A 26271-nucleotide genomic window follows, 5' to 3' on the forward strand; every position below is an offset into this window, starting at 1 on the left:
TCGGCTGTTGAATTTACATAAGGCAATACTTTGGCATCATCTTCTATACCAATACAATCGGCCAAATCGCCCGATTGCGTTTCGCTTGCAAACTTAGCTACCATAGCTAGTTGATGCATTACGTCAGAGTCGTCAGTAGGCACATGTGCAACATGCTGATTAAGTCGATAGGTACATAGGTAATTGGCACGCCCTTTTAATAAGGCGGTTTTTTTAGAGGCGCCAAGCGCTTTCACTAATTGAGGTAAATCGCGGTGGTATAACTGCTCTTGCAAGGCTTTTGAGCCTGTCGATATTATCGTTCGGCCTTTTGATTTTAGTGCTGGAGCTAAATAGGCAAACGTTTTACCCGTACCAGTACCTGCCTCAACGACCAATTGCGAACTGTTTTTTAATGCATCTGCAACAGCTACTGCCATATCAATTTGTGGTTGGCGAGGCGTATATCCATCTAAGGATAACGCCAAAGGTCCGGTTGCACTAAACAGCTGTTTGATAATACCAATCACTTTAAAGTAAATAATAGCGGGATTTTACGTAAGCAAAGCATTAAGGGCAAGCAATTACAAAACCCACTTTTATTTTGTAGGTTAACACGGCTTTATTTTCCGACTCTAGAGAGTAATTTATTATTCAATTTTACAATATACCCTGTATTTATAACGTACATTTAATTTAATAATGACAATATTTACAAAGCCACATTTCTTATTAACCATTACTGAAAATAATCCTTATTTAAAGCTATATAAAGGCATAAATACTGTGACTCTCAAATATTACAGGAGTACCATACGCGGGTTTATAATCCTCCTTTTTGTGTGTCGTTTAAAAATAGTTAAGGTTAATCAATGAATGCTTGGTACCTCATTTGTTTTCTCTCTGCAATTGCAATATTTATAGCCTTTGCAAACCAGTACATCCTCAAAATGCAAACTACCATTGCCATTACAACCGGCTCTGTGGTTATTTCTTTATTACTGATCATTGCCGTTAAATTATTAGGCGATCAGAACGCATTAGCAATGACCCAAATTGTTTCCAGTATTAATTTTAACGAGTTGCTACTCAAAGGCATGTTAGGTTTTTTACTTTATGCTGGCGCACTGGAAATTAACCTTATGGCGCTTCGTAAACAGCGATGGGAAATTACTGCCCTGGTATTATTTTCAACCATCGTGTCCACATTTATAGTGGGTTATTTAAGCTTTTATTTATTCCCCGTTTTTGGTTTTGATGTTCCTTTTATTTATTGTTTATTGTTTGGCGCGCTTATTAGTCCAACCGACCCTATCGCTGTACTTGCTATTATTAAACAAATGCGAGCGCCAGAAGGTATATCGGTTCAAGTAGAAGGTGAGTCGCTATTTAACGACGGTATTGGTTTAGTAATATTTACCACTATATTTTCTGTTGCTTTTTATGGCACAGATGCACAATTTGGTGACATAGCAGAGCTATTCTTTGTTGATGCAATAGGGGGCATTGCGTTTGGTTTAGTCATTGCATTAGTTGGCCACTTTTTAATTATTAATAGCCGCGATGTAAATATTCGCCTATTAATTACCTTAACTATCCCAACTGCAGGTTTTGCTGCAGCAAATATTTGGGAAATATCTGGCGCACTTGCCATGGTAACGAGCGGCATATTAATGGGTAATATTACCCGCACCAAAGCAACCGAGCGCACGGGGCCTGAAGACACTCGTTACGTAAAAGATTTTTGGCATGCAACCGACAGCTTTTTAAATGCCCTACTGTTTTTAATAATTGGTATGTTGATAGTCACTATGCCAATTACCCTTGGCGAAATTGGTTTAGGTTTATTAATGGTGCCGGCTGTATTACTTGCACGCTTTATAAGTGTAGGCGCACCATTTGTAATTTTTAAACGCTTTAGAACTTACGATAAACACAGTGTTAAAATTTTGACCTGGGGTGGACTACGTGGTGGCCTTGCTCTGGCAATGGCAGCAGCAATCCCACGCGAGCAAGTTTTTGTAGGCGGCTCTGACCTACATAACCTAATAGTAATTGTTACTTACGTAGTGGTTATATTTTCTATTATTGTACAAGGCTTAACTATTTCGCCGCTTATTCAAAGCAGCATTAAGTCCGCTGAGCAAGCAAAGTAATAAATGCTTTACCTGCAACACACTCAGTAACCAAGTTATTAAAAAAATCACTTGGTTACTGTTACTCACGTGTTACAAAAACACTTTAAAGTTCTATAAATTGTTATCCTTTTTATTTATCTGCTTTGTTTAAATTAATCTGCTTGAAATGCAAATGAAAACAATTATAATTTTGGCTTTTCCTCTGCAGGGCTTTTCAATGTCCATAAATAATTCTCACATGTTTATTAACTTTGTGTCTGTAAGCAAGCGTCAGCTTAATTTCATTTTTGCACTTTTGATCATGATGACGGCAAGCTTTAGCGTTTCTGCCTCACCCGATCAACAAATAAAAATAAAGCAAATTGCACAGCTTGCAGAGTACGTAGGTGTTGATTACGTGGCAGCTGTTGGGAATGGTGAAATACTCGACCCCGACGAATATCAAGAAATGACTGAATTTTCGAACGTCATTATTGAGCAAGCTGGGCAGCTATCAAGCCAAACAAATGAGTTTGATACAGTAAAGGCACAAGCTAAAGCTCTGCATACAGCGATTGCCAATAAAGCGAGTGTTGCCAATGTACGCGCAGCAAGCTCTGCGCTTCGTGAGTCGCTACTTACCTTTATGCCGCAACTATCGTTACCTACATCACTACTTCCTGTTGAGCAAACCAAAGCGCTTTTTGCTGCTAACTGTTCAATGTGTCACGGCCCAAGTGGTCAAGGAGACGGCCCGCTTGCAAAAGACTTATCGCCAGAGCCTACCAACTTTACCGATGAAGAACGCGCAACTAACCGCTCATTAATGGGTTTGTTTGACGCTGTTAGTAACGGTATTAACGACACGCCAATGGTTGCTTTTACTCAATTTAATGAACAACAACGTTGGTCTTTAGCTTTTTATGTAGGTAGCTTGGCATTTAAAGATGTTCAAAAACCACAAAATTTAGCGCAAAACATTACCGCTTCGCAGATTGTAAACTTAAATCCAGCACAATTGTCGGCAGGTCAAAGTGAAACACAAGCACATTACGTTAAATGGCTTCGTGGTAATCCAGAGCAACTATTTACCGGTAAAAAGAATCCGATAACGGTTACCCGCACGCAGTTACTAGCAGCGCAAGCCGCGCATGCTAAAGGCAATTACTCACAAGCAAGTGATTTAGCAATTAGCGCTTACCTAGATGGCTTTGAACTTATTGAAAACAACTTAAATGCCTACGACGAAACACTGCGCAAAAACATCGAAGTACAACTGATGAACCTGCGCCAAACATTTAAAAACGAGAAAGATGCAGCCATCGTTGGCGAAAAAGTAAGTGCAGCGCTAGCTCAACTCGCTAAAGCAGATAGCATGCTAAACGAAACTAAACTAACTGATGGTGCACTCCTCTCAGCAAGTTTGGTTATATTGCTACGCGAAGGCCTAGAAGCACTCCTCGTTATTATTGCCCTTATGACCGTACTTATTAAAACTAAACGCCAAGATGCGCTTAAATATGTACATGTTGGTTGGGTAACCGCACTTATTGCAGGTGGTTTAACGTGGGCTGCGGCGCAAACATTAATAGAAATAAGTGGTGCAAGTCGCGAAGTAATGGAAGGTGCTGGAGCATTGTTTGCAGCTGTAATATTGCTGTATGTTGGCGTATGGATGCACAGTAAAACGAGTGTACAGCAATGGCAAAAATACATAAAAGACAATATAGATAAGCGTCTTGAGTCGGGTACATTATGGGGTTTAGCAGGGCTTTCTTTTATTGCCGTATACCGTGAAGTATTCGAAACCGTGCTGTTCTATCAGTCTTTATTAACACAAAGCTCGCCGGCTCAATATTCATCTATTGCATCGGGTTTTGCCATAGCTGTAGCAATACTGGCTATTATTACGTGGGTATTAATTAAATACTCAATTAAATTACCGGTTGCTAAGTTTTTTGCAATTACCACTTACCTATTATTTGCACTCTCGTTCGTGCTTATGGGCAAAGCAGTTATTGCACTGCAAGAGGCCGATATAATAGGTATTGCTTCACTGCCAATTAGCTTTGATATAGCATGGCTTGGTATAAAATCGACATGGCAAGGTATTGTGGCTCAGGTATGTGTGTTCGCAATATTTAGCTTTTATATATTTAAAAGCAAAAGCCAAGAGTAATGCCAATCTGCTTAAGAGTTTAAGCTAATTGGCATAAGTAAAATACCTAGTAAAAAGGCCCGCAAGGGCCTTTTTGATTTGATTGCTTATGTATTTAGTAAAATTGCTGTTATCAAGCCCATGTATCTAAATGGGGGTTTTCGTCATCATCTAAGTTGGACTTTTTACTATTTTGATCATCAAGCATATTGAGCTTTTTCTTTTTTTGTAACTCACGCCTTTTTTTATTCTCTAGTTCAACTTTTTCAGCGGCAGCCCCACTTTGCACACCCGCAATATGAAAAGCACTTTTTGACTCAACTTCTAGCCTAGTTATTCTTCCTAAATAAGGGATCATAATATCCATGCGTACTTCCTTATTTTTTCATTTTATTCATTAACCACTTGGTTTGAGTGATAAACAACCAATTGTTGGCGAAAATTGCGCTTATTATCTTAATATTATCGACAGTTATAACATATGCTTTAATTAAGCTAAAAAAAACTTGCCATAATATAGCTGTTTATGTTTTTATGAATGCGAAATTTATTTAAACAGATAACAATCGCACGTTCACAAAACAACGGGCAGTTAAATAGGATAAAAAATGCGCTTAAACCTGACAACAGTACATCATCACCACCATTCACCGGAATAACCTGTCAGGTCTTTCGCTGAGAGGTTATTCCTAAAAGGAACCTCTGGCGATTCAAATAACATTGATTCATTTTCGCCCTGAGGTTCCCCTCGGGGTTTTTAGTTTTTAAATTAAAGGAAAATGAATAATGAACAACAGTAATCGTCTACGTATCGCCATCCAAAAAGGCGGCCGCCTATCAAAAGATTGTCAAGATCTGCTTAAACAGTTAGGTGTTAAACTTAACCTTCGTGAACAACGCTTAATTGCACACTCAACTAATATGCCAATTGACGTACTACGTGTACGCGATGACGATATTCCGGGTTTAGTAATGGACGGTGTATGTGACCTAGGCATAGTTGGCGAAAACGTACTAGTAGAAGTTCAAGCAGAACGTGAACGCCAGGGTGTTCCAAGTGAAGTAACCAAACTTTCAAAACTAGACTTTGGTTACTGTCGTCTTGCACTTGCATGGCCACAAGAGCTTGGCGCTCGCGATAAGAGCTGGTTTGAAGGCAAACGTATTGCTACTACCTACCCAGAAATTTTAACTCAGTGGTTAAAGCGCGAAGGCATTAACGCAAGTACTGTAATGCTTACGGGTTCTGTTGAAGTAGCACCGCGTGCGGGTTTATCTGATGCAATTTGTGATTTAGTATCTACCGGCGCAACACTTGAAGCTAACGGCTTAATTCAAGGCGAAACAATTTTAGAATCAAACGCGTGTTTAATTCAAAATAAAGATCTTCAAGATGCAGACAAACTAGCACTAATCAATAAGCTTATGCCGCGCCTACGTGGTGTTAGACAAGCTAAAGAAAGCAAATACATCATGCTACACGCACCAAAAAACAAACTTGATGAAATTTGTGAGATTTTACCAGGTTCTGGTCAGCCTACTCTACTTGCCCTTGCTGGTAACGATGAATACGTAGCACTTCACATGGTAAGCAGCGAAACATTATTTTGGGAAACAATGGAGCAGTTAAAAGTCCTAGGCGCTAACTCTATTTTAGTTATGCCAATTGAAAAAATGATGGAGTAAGTGCCATGCTTCGTTGGAATGAGGAATCTTCACAAGTACAAGCAGCGGCGCTAATGCGCCCTGCAGTTTCTGCCAGTGCCAAGGTTGAAGCTATATGCAAAACTATTTTAGCTAACGTAAAAGAGCAAGGCGATGAAGCCTTACTTAGCATGGCTAAAAAGTTTGATAATAGAGCTAACCCTCGCTTATGTGTTCCGCTTGATGAAATTAACGCATCAGAGCAAGCACTAAGTGCAGAGCTTAAATACGCAATTGATACAGCTTATGCAAACGTTAAACGTTTTCACGAAGCGCAATTGCCAAAAGATATTAAATTATCGACCCAACCAGGCGTTGTATGTGAACTGAAATATCAAGCCATCGAAGCAGTCGGTATTTACGTACCCGGTGGCAGTGCTCCACTGCCATCGTCGGTTATTATGCAGGGTGTATTAGCGCAATTAAGCGGCGCAAAAACCGTTGTACTTGCTACACCAGTACAAGGTGATAAAGCGATTAACCCTGCTATTTTATATGCAGCTAAGTTATGTGGCATTACTACTTTAATAGAAAGTGGTGGCGCAGGCGCAATTGCAGCAATGGCTTATGGCACCGAATCGGTTCCTAAAGTGAACAAAATATTTGGCCCAGGTAATAGCTTTGTAACAATGGCTAAACAGCTCGTTGCGCAAACTATTCCAGGTATGGCAATTGATATGCCAGCAGGCCCATCTGAAGTATTAGTTATTGCAGATGAACGTGCGAACCCAGAATTTATAGCCGCCGATTTACTCTCACAAGCAGAGCACGGCGCAGACTCGCAAGTTATTTTATTATGTAACAGCGAAAGTATTATAGAACAAACTCAGCTGGCACTTACACGCCAGTTAGCTAACTTAAGCCGCAAAGAAACAGCCGAGCAAGCGCTCGCTAATTCTTCACTTATTTTGGTTGATTCAGTTGCGCAAGCATTTGATGTATCGGCGCAGTACGGTCCAGAACATTTAATTTTACAACTAGGCGATGCAACACCGTACCTAGATAAAGTTAAAAATGCAGGCTCAGTATTTGTAGGCGACTACACGCCAGAATCTGCAGGCGATTACGCATCGGGTACTAACCACGTGTTACCAACCTATGGTTACAGTGCAACATATTCTAGCTTAAACTTGCTTGATTTTTTCCGTACATACACAGTGCAAACAATTACTAAAAGTGGATTAACTGAGCTTTCAAAAGCAATTTTACCACTTGCAGATGCAGAAGGCCTTGATGCCCACGCTAATGCTGTTTCAATTCGTTTAGAGGCAATTAAAAATGAGCAATGAGAGCGCACAAGCGTCTAGCTTATTACCTAAAAATATTGCAGCCCTTGCTGCATACAGCTCTGCAAAAAGTGAAAAGCTAACCGGTACTACGTGGCTAAATGCTAACGAAAGCCCGTATGCTAAAAATCTTGAACTGAGTATTGAAGATTTAAATCGCTACCCCGATCCACAACCGCAACTGGTTATTGACAGGTATGCCGCTTATACAGAGCTTGCAAGTGAAAATGTATTAATGACCCGCGGCGCAGATGAAGGCATTGAGCTTTTAGTACGCACATACTGTGAACCATCTAAAGATAGTATTGCGCTATTTTTACCAACCTACGGTATGTACAAAGTAACCGCCGATACACACAACGTTGGTATTAACGCGCTTACCCAAGAATTATTATTAAGTGGCAGTGCTGACGAAATAGTCGCAGCTGTTGGCAACTCAAAACTGGTATTTATTTGTAACCCAAATAATCCAACGGGCAGCTTAACGCCACTAGATAAAGTGAAAGCGATTGCAACAGCACTTGCAGGTAAGGCATTAGTTATTGTTGATGAAGCCTATATAGAGTTTTGTCCAGAGCAAAGCGCCACTAAGCTTATTAATGAGTTTAGTAATGTAGTGGTTTTACGTACGCTCTCAAAAGCCTTTGCGCTAGCAGGCCTTAGAACAGGCTTTACGCTTGCACAAGCAAGCGTTCTTGCGCCAATTCGTAAAGTTATTGCGCCGTATCCAGTATCGGGCGTAGTAGCAAGTATTGCAGCGCAAGCAATTGCACCCGATGCAATTACATCGATGCGCCGCCAAGTGACTATTTTAAATAGCTTAAAAGCTAAGTTAGTGGATTGGCTAAACGCCTCCCCTGCTGCATTAAAAATTCTCACTGGTGAAGGTAACTTTGTTACTTTAAAATTAGCCGATAAAAACTACTTTAAAATTGCACTTGAGCAAGGTTTGGTTATGCGCGCTTTTACTCTATACGGTGAAGACGACTGGCTACGCATTTCAATTGGCAGCGAACAAGAACTTGAACAAGTAAAAATTTGGTTAGATGGCTTACAAACGCCGGCTACCAAAGCATCTTTAGCAGGAAACGAAGTATCATGAGTAACCCCTATTTATTTATCGACCGCGACGGCACTATCATTGAAGAGCCAATTACCGACAAACAGGTAGATAGCCTAGAAAAGCTAGCATTTTTACCTGGCGTTATACCTGCGTTATTACAATTACAAGCTGCAGGTTACCGTTTAGTAATGGTATCTAACCAAGATGGTTTGGGCACAGACAGCTTCCCGACTGCTGACTTTGATATAGCACAAGACAAAATGATGGACATAATGCAAAGCCAAGGCATTAGCTTTGAGACCGTATTAATTTGCCCACACTTTAACGAGCAAAACTGTGATTGCCGTAAACCTAAAACAGGCTTACTTACCGAGCTTATGCGCTCAGGCAAAGTAGATTTAGCACGCTCTTTTGTTATTGGCGACCGTGAAACTGATATTGGCCTTGCTCAAAACCTATGTTGTGAAGGTATTTTATACGACGGAGATTGGAGTGCGATAGTAACTAAATTGACGACTGCAAACCGCGAAGGTCGTGTTACACGCAACACTAAAGAAACCCAAATTGATGTAGCCATAAACTTAGATCAAACTAAAAATGGCAGCATAGACACCGGACTTGGCTTTTTTGATCACATGCTTGATCAAATTCGCACGCACGCAAACATTGGCTTAAACATTAAAGCCAAAGGCGATTTACACATAGACGAGCACCACCTTGTTGAAGACATTGGTATTGCTCTTGGTGTTGCACTTAAACAAGCGCTTGGCACTAAATCGCAAATTGCACGCTATGGTTTTGCGCTTCCTATGGATGAGTGTAAAGCTGAAGCACAAATTGATTTATCGGGACGTGCATCATTTGTATTAAACGCTAACTTTAGTCGCGAAAAAGCAGGCGATTTAGACGTACAAATGGTTGAGCACTTTTTCAAAAGCTTAAGTGATAATGCCGCTATTAGCCTTATTTTATCGGTAAGCGACGGTAACTGTCATCACCAAGTTGAAGGCTTATTTAAAGCATTTTCACGTGCTCTTCGTATGGCAGTAGCACAAGACACGACCCAACAAACAGCCAGCTCTAAGGGATGTTTATGATTGCCATAATTAATACCGGTTGTGCCAATATTAATTCCGTACGCTTTGCGTTTGAACGCTTAGGCCAAACGCCAACAGTAATAACATCACCAGAGCAATTAGCCGGATATGAACGCGCTATATTGCCAGGTGTAGGTCATGCGTCGGTTGCTATGAAACGCCTAGTCGATAACGGCTGGCAACAAGCTATAAATGAATACCAGCGCCCGCTTATGGGTATTTGTTTAGGCATGCAGTTACTGTGCGAAAGCACCGAAGAAGGTAACGTACAGTGCTTGGGTAAAATACCAGGGCAAGTAAAAGCGCTTGATGTAGGCAATTTAACGTCGCCGCATATGGGTTGGAATAACTTAACCGTTAATAAAGAGCATGCATTAACTAAAGGGCTAACATTCGATGAGCAAGTGTACTTTGTTCATAGCTTTGCTCACACCGTAAACGACGCCACACTAGTGAGTGGCGAATACGGTCAAACCTTTTCAGCCATTGTTGCTAAAGACAATTACGCGGGCATGCAATTTCACCCAGAGCGCAGCGCAAAAGTTGGCGCACGTTTATTACAAAATTTTGTTGATTGGCAGTTGTAAGCTGCCCATTAACTAACAATAAAGAGATTATTTGTGATTATTCCAGCATTAGACGTATTACAAAATCAAATTGTGCGCTTGTACCAAGGTAAATACGACACAGCACAGTTTTACCCTTTCGAACTTGGCGCGCGTTTAAAAGAATACGCCGACAGCGGCGCAGGTAAACTACACCTTGTTGATTTAGAAGGTGCACGCGATCCAAGTAAAAAACAGTGGAAACATATTCAAGCTGCAACCAAAGCACTTAATGTACCGTATCAAGTGGGCGGCGGTATTCGCTCAGAGCAAGATGTAAGTGATTGGCTAAAAGCCGGTGCAAACCAAGTTGTTATTGGTTCAATGGCAGTAGAAAAACGCGAACAAGTAAAAGCCTGGATTGAACAATTTGGCGCAGAGCACTTTGTAATTGCCCTTGATGTAAATAAAACAGCCACGGGCTGGGCACCTGCTACGCACGGTTGGTTAAGTGAATCTGAATTTGGTTTACTTGAGCTGGTAGATTTTTATGTTGGCTTAGGTGTTATCGACTTTTTATGCACGGACATCAGTAAAGATGGCACCATGACTGGTCCATCGTTTGAGCTTTACGAAGATTTAACTCGCCACAACAGCACAATTAAAGTGCAAGCCTCAGGGGGCGTAAGCTCACTTGACGACATTAAAAAGCTTAAAGAGCTCGGTGTGGGCGGCGTTATTTTAGGTAAATCATTGCTTGATGGCGCATTTAGCGTTGAGGAGGCACTGGCATGTTATCAAAACGCATAATTCCATGTTTAGACGTTAAAGACGGTCAAGTAGTTAAAGGCGTTAAGTTTAAAGGTCATGAAATTGTTGGCGATATTTTAACAATGGCTAAAGCCTACAGCGAAGCTGGCGCCGATGAACTGGTTTTTTACGAAATCAGCGCAAGCGTTGAAAAACGCCTACTTGATGTAAATTGGGTAGAGAGCATTGCACGTAATATCGATATACCATTTTGTGTAGCCGGCGGGATTAAATCAGTGGCTGATGCAGCGCGCGTACTTGAGCGCGGTGCAGACAAAATTAGCATTAACAGCCCTGCTATTGCACGCCCTGAACTTATTAAAGAATTACACGATGAGTTTGGCAAACAATGTGTTGTTGTAGGTATAGATAGCTTTTTTGATGAAACGACCGGTGAGTATTTAGTTTACCAATTAACCGGCGATCCTAATGCATCAAGCCGCACGCGTTATAAAACACAAGAATGGGTTAAACGTGTACAAGACCTAGGCGCAGGCGAAATTGTATTAAACTGTATGAACCAAGATGGCGTTCGTAACGGTTACGACAACGAGCAGTTAAGTAAAATTCGCGAGCTATGTCACATTCCTTTAATCGCCTCTGGCGGTGCAGGTAGCATGCAAGATTTTGTTGATGTATTTAAACAAAGTAAAGTGGATGGTGCATTAGCCGCCAGCGTTTTTCATAAAAATGTGATTAACATTGGCGAACTAAAACAATTTTTAACCGATAACCAAGTGGCAGCAAGATTATGCAAGTAACACAACAAAACCAAGCTCAAGTCGATTTCGCTAAAAGTGACATGATCCCTGCTATTATTCAAGATGCCCGCTCTGGTGTTATTTTAATGCAAGGCTTTATGAACAGCGAAGCACTAAACGTTACGCTTGAGAGCAATAAAGTAACGTTTTACTCGCGTTCAAAATCGCGTTTATGGACTAAAGGTGAGTCATCAGAAAACTACTTAAATGTAGTGTCTGTGCATACCGATTGTGACTACGATTCAATTTTAGTCCTTGCCAACCCAGAAGGCCCAACGTGCCACTTAGGTACACAAAGCTGTTTTGGTGATGATGCAAAACCAAGTTTAAGCTTTTTAGCACAGTTAGAAGATGTGATTGTTGCGCGTAAAAACGACGATCCTGAAAAAAGCTACACAGCGTCATTATTTGCAAAAGACTTAAGCCGTAGTTGTCAAAAAGTAGGTGAAGAAGGCGTAGAAGTTGCCCTTGCCGCTATGAAACACGATAACGATGAGCTAACAAACGAGTCTGCTGATTTAATTTATCACCTGACAGTATTGCTACAACGCCAAGGCTTAGCCCTTGAAGATGTAGTTAAATGCTTGCAAGGTCGCCATAAATAGCATTAGTTGTGACTAACAAAGAGGCTCATATTTATATGGGCCTTTTTATTTTTACAGTAAATCACGTGTGATATAGTGCGTGGCTAAATTAATCGGTTACTGTGAACTATGAAAAACTATATTATTCCTTCTATTGGCGCATTTACTTTAGTTAGCGCGTTTATTTTAGCGGGCTGTACCAGCAAAACTAATCAGACTACAACTACAGCAACCACTACTACAACGAATCACTCTGTAAAAACCACAGTAACAACCAATGAATGCAGCACCATAAATAACCTTATAAGCAGTTATGAGTCTGGTTTTAATTCAATAAAAACAGATAAAGTAAATAACCAGTTTACTAATCAATGGCGTACTAATACTCATATTATTGGAGCAACCTGTACAGTTACATTAAATAAGTCTGAGCAAGCAAGCTACCAATGCCAAACACCTGTTAAAACACAAACGAAAACAATAAAGTCTCATCAAACACTTGCTAAGCAATTACGCCAATGCTTAACCAAAACAGGTTGGTTTGAAAGCCAAAAAGAAACAGCAAGTTCAATTTACAGCACCTTTGTACTTGATACTAAAAATCCGGTTATTACACTTTCTACCAATCAAGAAGGTAATGGGTTTTCTACTCGCTTTGAAATTGCACCACCGTTAGGACTTTAATAATGCGCCAATTAAATCAAAACAAAAAACCATCAAAATTTAAAACTGATTGCTTAGGAATATGCGAGAGGCGCAGCGGTTACTGCACCGGCTGTGGGCGTACCAACGAAGAAATTTTTGATTGGATAATATTATCTGAAGATGAAAAAAAAGCGATTTTAGAAACACCACGAGCAGATGCTAACTCATAACAAATAAAATCCTAAATGTTAAAAGTAACAGTTAACTGATTAACTAAAAACTTTTTGCTTGTTGTGGCTATTCATTTTAGTTGCGCTAATACAGCTTTCGACTACTTGCTCAAATGAGTTATTAATATCTATATTTATAACATTGGGCTCATCTTCTTTTGGAACTTCTAGCGCTTCAAATTGGCTTTTGAGTAAGTCAACAGGCATAAAATGCCCTTTTCTGTCCTGCATACGGCTTTTAACCAGCTCAAAATCACCAAAAAGATGTAAAAAGGTAATGCCTATATTACCGTCACATATTTGCTCTCGGTATTTCTTTTTTAATGCAGAGCAGACTATTACCGCGACTTCATTTTTCTTTTCAATGCTAAATGCAGCATCACGTATTCTTTCTAGCCAAGGCACACGATCAGCATCATTTAAAGGCTGCCCAGATGACATTTTTAATATATTAGCCTTGGGATGTAAGTCGTCTCCGTCGATAAATTTAGCGCCAATGCGCTTTGCTAATGCATCACCCACACTTGACTTTCCTGTGCTTGAAACCCCCATTACAATATAAACACGACCTACATTTGTGTTACTCATGTATTTACCCTCGCCTTAATTTAATAATTAATTATTTTCAATGTATATATTATATTGAGTTACGGGTAACATGTTACGCGTAACAAATACGAAAGTGAAGTTAAACACACACTAAACATATAATTCACACTGAATATAAGTAGGGAAAAATGTCAGATTTATCATTAATACTAACAGCGGTAGGCTCCATATTTTTATTGCTTTTTTTAGTAATGAAAGTACGACTACATGCTGTAGTCTCTTTGATCCTTGTTTCTATGATTGCAGGATTATTCTCAGGAATGAGCCCTGAAATAATTGCCGCTACAATTCAAAAAGGAATGGCCGGAACACTAGGCTTTGTAGCGGTGGTAGTCGCTTTAGGTGCCATGTTTGGCAAAGTAATGGAAGAAACCGGCGCGCTGGATCGTATTGCCCACACACTTTTACACCGTTTTGGAGAAAAAAACGCTAATTGGGCGCTTACCTTTACGGGCTTTATTTGTGCCCTCCCCCTGTTTTTTGATGTGGCCGTTGTACTTTTAATCGGTATTGTTTTTGCTGTGGTAAGAAAAGGCGGTGGCAGCGTTGTTAAAATTGGTATTGGGCTACTTGCTGGGATAGCGTCTTGTCAGGCGTTTCTTATTCCTGCGCCAGGGCCGATTTTGGTTGCCTCTCAATTAGGCGCTGACTATGGCTATATGATTTTATTTGGCCTTATTGCTGCTATACCAGCGATGATTATAGGAGGTCCAATTTGGGGCTCTATTATTTCTAAATCTATTCATGTAGAACTCCCACAGCACGAACAAATCGACGATAACCAAAGAGTTGGTAAAGGCACACCTAGTTTTGGATTAGCATTAGGTTTGATTGCTTTGCCATTAATTATGATTAGTTTAAATACTATTGGTAGTCGCTTTGTTGAAAAAGACTCTGATTTATATAATTGGTTAGCCTTTATAGGTCATCCATTTACAGCAATTTTAGTTGCCTGCCTAATGGCATTTTATTTACTCGGCGCAAGGCGCGGTGTCCCTAATGCTAAAATCATGGAAATTTGTGGTAGTGCCTTACAACCTGCAGGAATTATTATTCTTGTCACTGGTGCCGGTGGGGTATTTAAACAAGTATTAGTTGATTCAGGAGTAGGTACGGCACTAGGTAATTACTTAGCTGGCTCAGGCTTACCGATTGTAATACTCGCTTTTGTATTATCAGCCGCTGTGCGGGTTATTCAAGGTTCTGCGACAGTAGCTATGCTTACAGCGTGTGGCTTAATTATTCCAATGCTTCAGCCTTTAGGGCTTGATGGAGCGCAGCTTGCCGCTGTCACTATCGCTATTGGTGGGGGCTCTATTGTGCTCTCCCATGTAAACGACTCAGGATTTTGGCTAGCGAGTCGCTATCTCGGTTTGAGCGAAATGCAAACTCTTAAAACATGGACGGTAATGGAAACCATTATTGGTACTGTTGGCGCACTTGTCGCTATGATGATTTCTCTGTTTTTATAAAATTACAGGGTATAGAGTTATCATCACACATATAAAAATCACCTAAGCCTTTTGTTATTTAGGCTCAGGTGATTAGGCTCATGTACTTAGAGGATTTAAACACTCTCACCTAGATGAACTATATAACCAGTATCAATTACTTGCTTATAATTAATGCTAGCATCCAAATCGGAATTAATCCGGCTCAACAACTCTCTTCCCGCAACATTACCTATCTGATAACGAGGGGTGATCACACTTGCTAATTGAGGCACCATTGCTTGGCCAATATCATGACCATGAAAACCCACAATCCCCATTTGGCTAGGCACTAAGATGTTGCTTCGCTGGCATTCAAAAATAGCCCCAATTGCTAAATCATCATTAGTACAAAACAAACAGTCAGTATCTGGGTAGTCAGTACGCGCTTTTTGTAAAAGTTCAGCGCCTAAACTATAAGATGAAGCTTGATCAGTCATCACACTTTTAGGCGTAAAGCCTTTAGCTAACATAGCATCTGAATAACCTTGAAATTTTAGGCGTGTTCGTACATCGAGCCTTGCACCTATATAAACAATATTGCGATAGCCTTTATTTAAAAGCGCTGTCGTCATATCAAAAGCGGCTTTAACGTTATCAAAACCAACCGCTTGCTGCATAGGAGAGTGATGAGTATCCATTATTTCAATCACAGGCACGCCTGACATTTCAATCATTTTTAGCGTTCTGTCTGTGTGTGTGGTTTCTGATAAAATTAAACCATCAACGTGATACGACAATAAATACTCAACCCGTTTTTCTTCAATTTCAGGGTTGTAACCATAATGGGCCAACATTGTTTGATACCCTGCAGGCCCAGTCACATCTTCAATGCCTCTTATAACTTGAGCAAATACGTGGTTCGTTAACGATGGGACTAGTACACCAATAGAGTAGCTTTTAGCATTAGAGAGTAAATCAGGGGCTTTATTTGCAATGTAACCTAGCGTATCAATAGCTGCACTAATTTTAGTGCGAGTAGACTCTGATACTTTTTCGGGATTGCGTAAATAACGACTCACCGTCATTTTGGTTACACCAACCGCATCGGCAATATCTTGAAGAGAAGAACGTTTGTTTTTTTTCATCACACACAATTAAATAAGATGTTACTTGTAACATACCAACTATTGCGAAAAATCACTACTTTTAGCCATTTTTATTTAAGTTATCGCTAAGCGGTTGCCCAGAGATTTAAATAACCTAGACCTATTTTAATGAATAAATCTGTATTTGTACCAATAACATTAAACAGAGGCTCAGATACTCCGAGCCTCATCGTAATTAAAAACTTATAGCAATCTCAACAATTGCGAACCAGATACGCCGCTTTGTGGTAATAACGCGGGGGTAACTGCAAATGCTTCTGGTATTTTACTTTTGATTTCATCCATCTTTTTACGGTTATTTTGTTTATCATAAACATAATATTTAAGGATATTTCCGTATACATCATCTTTTGCATCAACCTGCTCTAGGGTTTTTAATGCTTTATCGTAATCATCAAGGTAAATGTATGCCAGTGCTAAGTTATCAGCTGAGCCAACATGTAGCTTACCTTCAAGCTGTTTTGATAAATTTTCAAGCTCTGCAACAGCAAGCTCATAACGCCCTAGCTGTATATAGGCCGTTGCTAGTGAATTTTTTAAAAAGTAAGGTGGGTTACTGCCCTGCTCGTACCATTTTTCGTAAGCACTCAGTATGTCTTCATATTGCTCAAGTTTAGAGTAAACGTGATTTAGCAGCCTAAAGCTTTGTAGTTTGATTTCAGCTTCTTCAAAACCAGTAAGTTTGTCTCTATTCAAGTGCCAATCTTGAATGCCTTGCGCAGCTTGGTTTAACAGTTCAGGGTTATCACTTTTTGCCCCAGCAGCACTTTTTAGAAGCTGTGCAAGTTGTTGATTATAAACTTCACTTTTAACAGGAGCCTGAGACGTATTATTACTTTGCTGTTTGTTATCTGAACTACCGTCTACAATTTGCGCTGCAGCTAAAGCACTAAAAGACATTGCCGCCGCAACCATAACCAAATATTTACTTTTCATTGTTTTTTCCTTGTTTAACATTTTGATCCTCTGAATATTAAAACTCTTAGAGTGAGCAATATTCAAAAGTGGGGGGGTAAAAAAGTTAGGCGAGCTTTTAGCACTTTGCTCTTGTAGCAATAAACTGGCTAAATCCAATTGGTATTTACCTTTTAGCTTTTGCATACACAACTCATCACAGCTAAGTTCGAGTTGCTCTTTTGCTAAACGAGTTAACTTTAAGCAAATAGGATTCCACCAAAAAACGCTTTCTATAAAACAAATAAGCCACGTCCAATAAATATCACCTTGTTGTAAATGAGTTACCTCGTGTTGAATGACTGAATCTAATTCTTTACGGTGTGTCATCGTCGACTCTAACCAAATAACAGGCTTTATTAACCCGGTAGCAAAAGCAGGTTCTGTATGGGTTGTTAGTCTAATTGGATACTGATTGTTGATGTGGTTAAGTTCAGGACTTGGCTTTGAGTTAATGTATAAATTTTTTATAAGCTTTACATATAAGCCCACGCGTAATAAAAACAATCCAAAACCAGCTAAAACTAAAACCATGAAAACATTACTAAGTGATGGCAATAAGTCCCATATAACCATATCGCTTTGTAATTCGTCCTTAGTTGCTACTTGTTCAGCATTTGGTATTAATGCTTTAACATCGGGAATCAATTGCGCCACGTTAAATGTGTAACGATTTGCCCCTTCAAATAAGGATAACTGGGAAAAATATTGCCAAGGGACAAACCAACATGCCAAGGCAATCATTAAAATGTAAAAGTTTAATCGTGCTGGGGCATTTTTAAGCCCTTTTACTGTAAGCAAAATACATAAGCTAATAAGTGTGCAAGTTAGTAAATAATCCGTCATTACCCTCTCCTTTAATCTAATTTCTTATTTTTTAAAAGCGTTTGTAAATATTCTATATCTTCATCATTTAGCTTTTCTTCTTTGATAAAGTGGGCAATTAAACTACGAGAATTACCTTTAAAAAATCGTTGCATAAAACTAGGCATAGCTTGCTCCGATAATGTGTCTTGAGTAACTATTGTTCTAAAAACAATAGCTCGCCCTTCATGTCCACAACGCTCAATCGCTCCTTTGTGTTCTAACCTATCTACAATAGTTTTAACTGTTGTATAGGCTACTTTTTTATCTTTTTGCTTATCAGCTAAAAGCACCTTATGTAGTTGACTCGCGGTACAGGGTTCTTCCTGCCAGAGCAGCTGCATAATATCCATTTCAAAATCACTAAGTTTCATTGTCGCTCCTATTACTACACTTGTAGTGGTACTGTTACAAATGTAGTAGTAAGTAATCTTAGTGTCAATACAAAATTGACATGTGAATAAAAAACAAACGGTAAAAATATAAAAGCCTTAGGAAGGTTTTATAAAAAAGGTATATAAAATAAGGAGGTATACTTATTAATAGATTTTAAAAAAACATAAAAAACGATAGTTTATTTTCAACTAACGCTTTTTATGCTTTAAAGTTTTTTATGAAAGGTAGTGAGGTAACTATGCTTTATCGAGCGCTTGGCTTACATCGGCAATTATGTCTGCAATGTTTTCAATACCAACCGACAAACGAATTAAATCGCGGCTTACGCCCGCATTAGCAAGCTCTTCATCATTTAATTGGCGGTGTGTAGTTGACGCAGGATGACACGCAAGCGACTTGGCATCGCCAATATTAACTAAGCGTAAAATCATGTTTAGCGCATCAATAAAACGAGTACCTGCTTCTAGGCCACCTTCAATACCAAAGCTTAAAATACCCGATGCTTTACCACTGGTAATTTTTTGACTCATTTCGTTATACGGGCTTGATTTAAGCCCTGCGTAATTAACCCAAAGCACTTTTGGATGATTTTCTAAATACTCAGCCAAGTGCTGTGCATTTTCGCAGTGGCGATCCATTCTTAAGCCTAAGGTTTCAAGGCCGATTAAAATGTCAGATGCGTTTTTAGGCGCAAGCGCTGCGCCAGTATTTCTAAGTGGCACTACTCTGCAGCGTCCAATAAATGCAGCTTCAGCAAAGGCTTCGGTATACACCACGTTGTGATACGACGGATCGGGCTCGTTCATCATTGCAAAACGCGTAGCATTTGCTTTCCAATCAAATTTTCCTGAGTCGACAATCATGCCACCAATGGCTGTACCGTGCCCGTTTATATACTTTGTCAGTGAGTGAACCACTATATCGGCGCCCAGCTCAAATGGGCGGCATAAATACGGCGTAGCCACGGTATTATCAACTATAAGCGGCACACCTTTGCTGTGTGCAATACGTGCTAAACGCTCAATATCAACAATATTACCTGCCGGGTTACCAATAGATTCACAAAAAACAGCGCGGGTGTTGTCGTCAATTGCATTCTCGAACGCGGTAAAGTCATCGGCCTTTATCATGCGTGCTTCAATACCTTGCCTAGGTAAGGTATGTGCAAATAAGTTATACGTGCCACCATATACTTGGCTGGTACTCACAATATTAGTGCCTACTTCACACAAACATTGAATAGCATACGTAATAGCGGCCATCCCAGAGGCAACAGCTAGCCCACCAATACCCCCTTCCATTGCAGCAATACGTTGTTCAAGTACGGCATTAGTTGGGTTCATTATGCGGGTGTAAATATTTCCAGGTACTTTTAAATCGAATAAATCAGCGCCATGCTGCGTATTATCAAATGTATAAGAAGAAGTGTGATAGATAGGCACGGCTGCCGATTTGGTCGTAGGCTCAGATTCGTAACCGTGGTGCAGTGCTAATGACTCTAATTTCATAATTTATTCCTTCAATTAATTTACCACTAACCTAGCACTTCTTGGTTATAAAATGCACATGAAATATATTAAAGGGTGTTGAGGTGATTTGATTTAAGTTAAGGCGGTTAATAGCTATGAGTTCAGGATTATGTTCTTTTGAACTTTTTAGAAAAACCATATAAAAAAGACTTTATATGGCTGTGTTCTTCCATTAGGTATTAATGAATTAGTATTAAGCACTAAATAAAACAAGCTTAATCGAAATGTGTATTAGAAACTTTAGAGGACAACATAAATTACTAATATTATTTGTATTGTATGGCTCGAATATATTCAATAAGTTGGTCAACAGGAAGCGGCTTTGAGAAAAAGTATCCTTGGATCCTAATATCTTTATATCTAGATAAATGTGTAATTAGCTTTTCATCTTCAACACCCTCTACTACCACTTTTTTGCCTAAGTCATAACAAACTTTGATAATGGTATCTAAAAGCTTTCGTTCTTTCGTGTCTTTATCAGCTCCAAGAGTAAACTCTCGATCAATTTTAATAATGTTCGCGGGCTGATTAGCAAGATATGACAAACTTGAAAAACCAGTCCCAAAATCGTCTATAGCAACATTCAAACCTGAATTAATTAATTCGAGTAATGTTTTCTCTATAGATGTCTTTTCTTGAAAGGAGGACTCAGTGACTTCAACAGTGAAATTTTTATATGTGATGTTATTTTGAGTAAGTAAATGGAGTAAGTCGATAGAAAAGTTGTCTTTAATAATCTGCTTGGTTGAAAAATTAACTGCTACGGTTATATTTTGCAGTTGTGAGTGTTTTTTTATATCGTGAAGGACTTGATTTAAAACTTGTTTACCTACTTGAACTATTTGACCCGTAGTTTCTGCTACAGGTATAAATTTTGCCGGAGAGATCCATTCACCGTTACAACACCACCTAACTAGCGCTTCAACACCTACAATTTGGTTCCCATTCAAGTTATGTATAGGTTGGTAGAACACTTCTAATTCGTTGTTCTTTAGAGCCGAGTGTAAATTATTTCGGATAATAATTTTTTCGCTGTGTTTATCATCCATTAATTGTTGATAAAAGTGTATTTGATTTCCTCCAAGTTCTGTAGATTTTTCAAGGGCTATATTTGCTTGCTGAAGGTTAAGCTTAAAATTAAATGATTCGGGGGTTTGATAAAATACCACTCCAGCACTTGCAGTAAGATTGAAGTCAAATGTATCTATACAGTACGCTTTAGATAAATCGAGTATTAAAGCCTCTATTTTTTGCTTAAGGATAGCTGGTGTAGTATCTGTAAAATATAAAACAAAGCTATCGTTAATTCCCTTAGAAATTAATACTCGGTTATCGACATTTATGCTTATTCTTTCAGAAGCTTTTTTCAGAATTTTATCACTGATTTCATAACCTAAAGAGTTATGTATCTCTTCATAAAAATCTAGTTTAACTATTACAGTTGCAAAATTACTACATCCTCTAACCGATCTAAGCTGCAGAAACTCTTCTTCCAAAGCTTTCAATCTCAGTAAACCAGTTAATTCATCATGCTTTGTACTAAACTCTAAGGCTCTTGATGAATCAGCTACCAGTACAAAAATAAATATAAATAGAAACGTAAACCATAATATTAATTGATCAATTATGGTATCAATGTGTATTGCTTCATAGTCATTGATAAAGGTATAGACATTATGTTCAACTAAATCCATCACATTTATTTTTTCAGTGATAAAATGGTTATAACGACTAGTTAGCTTGTTTAAATCAGCCTGAGTTTTATTTTTATAGTCTACTGAAAAGTATATATTTGGAGTTAATTCTAAATATGTATCATACCGGCTAAGATATTTTAAATAACTTTTCTCTAATAATAAGTTCATATCTAGTAAATTTAATATATAAAAACGACTTTGATTCGCAAGTTTAACGGGAGCTAAAAACATTAAAATTGGTATATCGGAGTCTAAAGTTAATGAGTTAGCTGCAAATTGGACTTCCTCTATATCTCTTTTAAGCCATAATTTTATTGTAGGTTTTTCTAGCATTCCATTTAAGTAAAAACTGCTAGAAAAATTATCGCCTGAAATATAATTTAATTCATTATCAAGAACTAAAACACCTTTGATTATACTATAATCACTAATGTAATTTTTTGAGTCTATATTAATTAGACGCATAAAATCTTCAAAACTAACTTTTTCTACTCTAGTCTTTATTCTAGCTAGAGCTTTTTTCTGTGAAGCCAAAGAGCGGTTTATCATTGTTTCTAATAAGTGTATTTTTTCTCTTGCATTAGCATCTTGGGTTCTGACTAGATTCAAAGATGACTGATGCCACACAGTTGAACCGATTAATACAACTATAAATACGACTAATTTTATTTTTTTCATTTCATTTATTTTTATATTTTTATGAAAAGCTTTGATAGTAATTGCTGAAAAACAAGTAAACATAAAAATGGCGTACAATGATAAAGTAAATGGGTTGTTATCAAGACTTCCCAGATCGAAATTAACCTGCATATGAAATAAAAAAGAAAACTGAATAAATAGAAAACACAGTGCAGCAACTGTAGCTATTGCGATGCAATACTTCTTTGTATATAGGCTTACTTTTTTTATGGTTGCTAAAACGCCAGCAATTAACAATGAAATTATTGCCGTCGTGGGGCTTATCACCTTCATTAATTCATACCCAGAAAAAGTAGATTCAACCATTCCTAGTGTAAAAATAATACAGTGAAAATACAAAATAGCGCTATATAAAATACTAGTCGCACTTCTTGTCACATTCAATCTCATATCATAACCCATTAAATTTATCAGCTGCCCCAATGTAGTTTAAAAGGATTGCTTATATAATTCAATGCAAACATAAAGAACTACTTTTTAATCGTTTTTCTTGTGAAGTGGCCGAGAAACATACTTTTAGATTGTAAGACCTCCAAGTTGACATCCATGTTTTCACTATATACGATATATGTATAAATCATATATGGTACATGTAATGGGAATAGTAAAAATATCAGACGGGCTGCATGAAGAAATTAGAAAGTCGAGTAATATCATGTCCAGATCTATCAATTCACAAGCAGAGTTTTGGATTAAAATAGGCATGCTTGCTGAGTTAAATCCGACACTTACCTACCATGAAATAATTAAAAAACAATTAATAAAAGAAAAGCTTACTATTCAGGAGCTTTTGCATGAGTAAAGCAACAATAAAAACTGATGCAGAAATTGAGCTCATGAGAGAATCAGGAAAGCTTTTAGCTCAGGTATTTAAAATGCTTGATGATTTTATTTGCGAGGGCATAACTACGTTAGATATAGACACTAAAGTAGAAAGCTATATTACCAACGAGTTACATGCTCGTCCTGCCAGTAAAGGCCAATATGGCTATCGGTATTCATTAAACTCATCTGTTAATGACGTAGTGTGCCATGGTGTACCCAATAATATTTATAAATTAAAAAACAAAGATATTTTGAATATTGATATTACCTTAGAGAAAAATGGTTATATCAGTGACTCAAGTAAAATGTATACTTTTTCAGCGACAAGCTCAGAAGCTAAACGTCTGGTTAAAACGACTTATGATGCTATGTGGGAAGGTATTAAGGTGGTAAAGCCAAAAGCAACGCTTGGTGATATTGGCAATGCTATTCAAAAGCACGCTGAGTCTTCTGGTTATAGTGTAGTACGTGAATATTGCGGTCATGGTATTGGTAAAGAAATGCATGAAGAGCCGCAAGTTTTGCACTATGGTAAACCTCATACAGGGTTAGTACTTGAAGCAGGTATGACCTTTACTATAGAGCCTATGATCAACCAAGGTTCCAAAAAGGTAAAAACTAAAAAAGATGGATGGACAGTCGTAACAAAAGACAAGAAACTTTCTGCTCAATGGGAGCATACCGTTCTAGTAACAAAAACGGGCTTCGAAGTTTTAACACTTCGCGATGAAGAGAAGCGTGCTTAGCAAAACTAAGTTAGGTTATGCTACTGACGTATACAAACCGTAACCCATTATGATTAATAAAAAGGCGCTTCCTTTACGGTAAGCGCCTTTCTCTTATCTCACTAATTACTTATTTTACGATTGTCATTTCGTCTAACAAGTTTTGTGCATTATCTACTTTATCCATTACCCACAGCATGTAGCGTGAATCAACGTGGATTGAGCGATTAAGCTCAGGGTTGTAATCCCAGTCACCAATTATACTTTCGTAAACACCGTCAAACAGTAAGCCTACAAGCTCTGCTTTACCGTTAAGTGTTGGCGAACCTGAGTTACCACCGGTAGTGTCTACATTTGATAAAAAGTTAACGGGTACTGTATTCATGCCACCCGTGTAATCACCGTAAAGCTTGGCTTTAATTTGCTCTTGTAACTTTTTAGGTGCATTAAATGGGTCAACATCGGTGTTTTTAGCAAGTAATCCTTCAAGCGATGTAAACGGTGTTGCTACCAAGCCATCTTGAGGTGAATAGCCACCTACAGTGCCATAGGTTACTCGTAGTGTGCTGTTGGCATCGGCGTATACAGGTTTGTTTTTAGCTTTGTTAAACGCAATTATTGCGCTCATTAACTCTGGGCGAGCTGCTTGTAATTTACCTGCAAGTGCTTTTGATTTATCTTCCTCAGCTTTCATTACTTTAAAGATTGCTTTAGCGTACTGCACAAATGGGTCTTGGCTTTGATTTAGCTGGCTAAACGATTGCTCAAATAATGAATTGCGAACAGTGGCATTATCGAGTCTTGACTGCTCATACATGCTATCAAGTAACGCGCTTTGGGTTGCTTTATCAAACCCATTTTGTACTTTAAATACGTTATCAACGTCGCTAAAACGCTCTTCTTTTGGAAGTGCTGCATACAGTTCTAAAAAGTGCAGTAAAATAGCTTTGTCTACTTTGCTATCATAACGGCGCGTCATGCGCTCAAGCCCTGCTTTAATGCGAGGTAAGTCACGTTCTTGATAACCAGATTCGCGTTCGCTATTTGGCTTTTGTTTTTCATAAGCTAAACGGTATAAACGTCGTGCTGTGCTGATCATTTGTGAGCGATGTACATAACCTAACATACGGTCGCGTTCGCTGTGCTCTTGTGATTGCGCAATTAGCTCAGATAGCTCACCTAATACGCTTCCGTATTGCTCTTTACGCTCACTATCGCTATTGATCCATTGTGTTAACTCTTGCTCAAACTGTTTTTTGCGCTCAAGCATAGTGCCTTTTTTGAAGCTTTCGATCATCGAACCAAAGTTTTTAATATAGTTGTTATAACCTGCAATGGTGCTTTCGTAAGCAATACGCGCTTTACTGCCGTCTTCTGAGTTTTCTTCGATAAGCGACACGTATTTTGAATTATGAACACGTGCTTTAGGGTAGCTGTCGTTAAATACGTTATCTACCTCTGTTGCTATACGGTAGCGGTTAGTACGTCCTGGGTAGCCTGTAACCATTACAAAGTCGCCTTCTTGCACGCCTTTGGCACTTACTTTTAGGTAAGAGTCAGGTACGTAAGGTACGTTGTCTTCGCTGTACTCAGCTGGTTTTCCATCTTTGCCTACATAAGCGCGGTAAAAACCAAAGTCACCTGTGTGGCGCGGCCACATCCAATTATCTATATCGCCGCCGTATTTTCCTACGCCCATTGCCGGTGCATAAGTTAAGCGTACGTCTTTAATTTCAAGTGACTTAATTAGGTAAAACTCTAAACCACCATGAAACGAATACACATTACAACGATAGCTTTCGTCGGCTTCACACTGGGCTACTAGCGCTTTTTCATTTTTTTCGAGTGCGTCGTAACGTGCTTTTGCTGTTAGCTCGTTAGTACCTTTAATTACTTCATCTGTTACGTTGGTAACCGTTTTTGTTACATAGACGCGTGAGCCCGGCGCTGCTGGTAAATCTTCTTTAGGACTTTTAGCTAAAAAGCCATTTTCTAAAATATTGTTCTCAGGCGTTGAGTTGTACTGAACCGAGCCATAAACACAGTGGTGGTTTGACACAACTAAACCCTTAGGCGATACAAACGATGCTGTACAACCACCTAGGCTAATTACTGCATTCATTGGGAATTCGGTTAATTTAGAAATAGATTCAACATCAATTTCAAGCCCTTTGGCTTTTAATATTGACTCTAACTCTGGAAGTTGGTGTGGTTGCCACATGCCTTCGTCGGCTATGGCACTACTTGAAAGTGATAAAGAAAATGTGGCTACTAATGTAGCTACAAGAGGTTTTAAACGCATTATAGAATCCTTTTTATTTGTTTCTATAACAGGTTACTCGCGATGGGACAATAAGGTCAATAGCCGTGCAATGAATTGTTACAATCGAGTGTT

At 38.8% G+C, this 26271-nt stretch carries 24 protein-coding genes; 15 read left to right on the top strand and 9 right to left on the bottom strand.

Annotation, left to right across the window (positions count from 1 at the left end; all coding sequences use genetic code 11):
* On the bottom strand, window positions 1–509 hold a 509-nt coding region (locus L656_RS0102525; RefSeq protein WP_029750603.1), incomplete at its 3' end, for an ATP-dependent DNA helicase.
* Window positions 510–851: 342 nt separating this feature from the next.
* Between L656_RS0102525 and L656_RS0102530 the strand changes: the two genes are divergently transcribed.
* Window positions 852–2135, top strand: a complete 1284-nt coding sequence (locus L656_RS0102530) for a cation:proton antiporter (RefSeq protein ID WP_024598079.1) — start codon at window positions 852–854, stop codon at window positions 2133–2135.
* A 283-nt stretch (window positions 2136–2418) separates the two neighbouring features.
* Window positions 2419–4275: a cytochrome c/FTR1 family iron permease gene (locus tag L656_RS0102535; protein ID WP_024598080.1), complete on the top strand. Its 1857-nt coding sequence runs from the start codon at window positions 2419–2421 to the stop codon at window positions 4273–4275.
* 112 nt (window positions 4276–4387) lie between these two features.
* Here L656_RS0102535 and L656_RS0102540 read toward each other — a convergent pair whose 3' ends face one another.
* The gene (locus L656_RS0102540; protein WP_024598081.1) at window positions 4388–4621 is read right to left on the bottom strand and encodes a hypothetical protein; all 234 of its coding nucleotides are present in this window, start codon (window positions 4619–4621) and stop codon (window positions 4388–4390) included.
* A 419-nt stretch (window positions 4622–5040) separates the two neighbouring features.
* Here L656_RS0102540 and hisG point away from each other — a divergent pair, with 419 nt between their 5' ends.
* From hisG to L656_RS0102595, 10 genes are all read left to right on the top strand, one after another.
* A complete protein-coding gene (gene hisG, locus L656_RS0102550) occupies window positions 5041–5940 on the top strand; it encodes an ATP phosphoribosyltransferase (RefSeq protein WP_024598082.1) in 900 nt (299 codons plus the stop codon).
* A gap of 5 nt (window positions 5941–5945) precedes the next feature.
* Window positions 5946–7247 carry a histidinol dehydrogenase gene (gene hisD, locus L656_RS0102555; protein WP_024598083.1) on the top strand — a complete coding sequence of 434 codons (1302 nt, stop codon included), beginning with the start codon at window positions 5946–5948 and terminating at the stop codon, window positions 7245–7247.
* Window positions 7237–8346: a histidinol-phosphate transaminase gene (hisC, locus tag L656_RS0102560; protein ID WP_024598084.1), complete on the top strand. Its 1110-nt coding sequence runs from the start codon at window positions 7237–7239 to the stop codon at window positions 8344–8346. The genes hisD and hisC overlap by 11 nt, the downstream gene beginning before the upstream one ends.
* Entirely contained in the window at window positions 8343–9404 is a 1062-nt protein-coding gene (gene hisB / locus L656_RS0102565) for a bifunctional histidinol-phosphatase/imidazoleglycerol-phosphate dehydratase HisB (RefSeq protein ID WP_024598085.1), read from the top strand. Before hisC ends, hisB begins: the two co-directional genes overlap by 4 nt.
* The gene (gene hisH / locus L656_RS0102570) at window positions 9401–9991 is read left to right on the top strand and encodes an imidazole glycerol phosphate synthase subunit HisH (RefSeq protein ID WP_024598086.1); all 591 of its coding nucleotides are present in this window, start codon (window positions 9401–9403) and stop codon (window positions 9989–9991) included. The genes hisB and hisH overlap by 4 nt, the downstream gene beginning before the upstream one ends.
* A 33-nt stretch (window positions 9992–10024) precedes the next feature.
* On the top strand, window positions 10025–10759 hold the full coding sequence (locus L656_RS0102575; protein ID WP_010552951.1) for a 1-(5-phosphoribosyl)-5-[(5-phosphoribosylamino)methylideneamino] imidazole-4-carboxamide isomerase: 735 nt from the start codon (window positions 10025–10027) through the stop codon (window positions 10757–10759).
* Window positions 10741–11520, top strand: a complete 780-nt coding sequence (gene hisF / locus L656_RS0102580; protein WP_024598087.1) for an imidazole glycerol phosphate synthase subunit HisF — start codon at window positions 10741–10743, stop codon at window positions 11518–11520. Before L656_RS0102575 ends, hisF begins: the two co-directional genes overlap by 19 nt.
* On the top strand, window positions 11511–12125 hold the full coding sequence (gene hisIE / locus L656_RS0102585) for a bifunctional phosphoribosyl-AMP cyclohydrolase/phosphoribosyl-ATP diphosphatase HisIE (protein ID WP_024598088.1): 615 nt from the start codon (window positions 11511–11513) through the stop codon (window positions 12123–12125). Before hisF ends, hisIE begins: the two co-directional genes overlap by 10 nt.
* A 108-nt stretch (window positions 12126–12233) precedes the next feature.
* Window positions 12234–12788 (top strand): hypothetical protein, encoded by a 555-nt coding sequence (locus tag L656_RS0102590; protein WP_024598089.1) that lies wholly within the window; start codon window positions 12234–12236, stop codon window positions 12786–12788.
* A gap of 2 nt (window positions 12789–12790) precedes the next feature.
* Window positions 12791–12979 (top strand): DUF1289 domain-containing protein, encoded by a 189-nt coding sequence (locus L656_RS0102595; RefSeq protein WP_002960277.1) that lies wholly within the window; start codon window positions 12791–12793, stop codon window positions 12977–12979.
* A gap of 39 nt (window positions 12980–13018) precedes the next feature.
* Here L656_RS0102595 and L656_RS0102600 read toward each other — a convergent pair whose 3' ends face one another.
* The gene (locus tag L656_RS0102600; protein ID WP_024598090.1) at window positions 13019–13567 is read right to left on the bottom strand and encodes a gluconokinase; all 549 of its coding nucleotides are present in this window, start codon (window positions 13565–13567) and stop codon (window positions 13019–13021) included.
* Between the two features lie 149 nt (window positions 13568–13716).
* On the opposite strand from L656_RS0102600, the gene gntU reads away from it, so the two are divergent.
* The gene (gene gntU / locus L656_RS0102605; protein WP_024598091.1) at window positions 13717–15060 is read left to right on the top strand and encodes a gluconate transporter; all 1344 of its coding nucleotides are present in this window, start codon (window positions 13717–13719) and stop codon (window positions 15058–15060) included.
* A gap of 95 nt (window positions 15061–15155) precedes the next feature.
* Here gntU and gntR read toward each other — a convergent pair whose 3' ends face one another.
* From gntR to L656_RS0102630, 5 genes are all read right to left on the bottom strand, one after another.
* On the bottom strand, window positions 15156–16166 hold the full coding sequence (gene gntR / locus L656_RS0102610) for a gluconate operon transcriptional repressor GntR (protein ID WP_024598092.1): 1011 nt from the start codon (window positions 16164–16166) through the stop codon (window positions 15156–15158).
* A gap of 204 nt (window positions 16167–16370) precedes the next feature.
* Window positions 16371–17987, bottom strand: coding sequence for a M56 family metallopeptidase (locus L656_RS0102615; RefSeq protein ID WP_024598093.1), 1617 nt, complete (start codon window positions 17985–17987; stop codon window positions 16371–16373).
* Window positions 17988–17998: 11 nt separating this feature from the next.
* Window positions 17999–18379, bottom strand: a complete 381-nt coding sequence (locus L656_RS0102620) for a BlaI/MecI/CopY family transcriptional regulator (RefSeq protein WP_002960288.1) — start codon at window positions 18377–18379, stop codon at window positions 17999–18001.
* A gap of 258 nt (window positions 18380–18637) precedes the next feature.
* Window positions 18638–19909, bottom strand: coding sequence for an O-acetylhomoserine aminocarboxypropyltransferase/cysteine synthase family protein (locus L656_RS0102625; protein WP_002960290.1), 1272 nt, complete (start codon window positions 19907–19909; stop codon window positions 18638–18640).
* 287 nt (window positions 19910–20196) lie between these two features.
* Window positions 20197–22716 carry a putative bifunctional diguanylate cyclase/phosphodiesterase gene (locus L656_RS0102630; RefSeq protein ID WP_024598094.1) on the bottom strand — a complete coding sequence of 840 codons (2520 nt, stop codon included), beginning with the start codon at window positions 22714–22716 and terminating at the stop codon, window positions 20197–20199.
* A gap of 205 nt (window positions 22717–22921) precedes the next feature.
* Here L656_RS0102630 and L656_RS0102635 point away from each other — a divergent pair, with 205 nt between their 5' ends.
* Window positions 22922–23128, top strand: coding sequence for a ParD-like family protein (locus L656_RS0102635; protein WP_024598095.1), 207 nt, complete (start codon window positions 22922–22924; stop codon window positions 23126–23128).
* The gene (gene map / locus L656_RS0102640) at window positions 23121–23897 is read left to right on the top strand and encodes a type I methionyl aminopeptidase (RefSeq protein WP_002960299.1); all 777 of its coding nucleotides are present in this window, start codon (window positions 23121–23123) and stop codon (window positions 23895–23897) included. Before L656_RS0102635 ends, map begins: the two co-directional genes overlap by 8 nt.
* Before the next feature lie 109 nt (window positions 23898–24006).
* On the opposite strand, the gene L656_RS0102645 is transcribed toward map, so the two are convergent.
* The gene (locus L656_RS0102645) at window positions 24007–26178 is read right to left on the bottom strand and encodes a S46 family peptidase (protein WP_024598096.1); all 2172 of its coding nucleotides are present in this window, start codon (window positions 26176–26178) and stop codon (window positions 24007–24009) included.
* Between the last annotated feature and the right edge of the window lie 93 nt (window positions 26179–26271).

The sequence above is a fragment of the Pseudoalteromonas sp. TAE56 genome (assembly GCF_000497955.1).
Classification (GTDB): domain Bacteria; phylum Pseudomonadota; class Gammaproteobacteria; order Enterobacterales; family Alteromonadaceae; genus Pseudoalteromonas.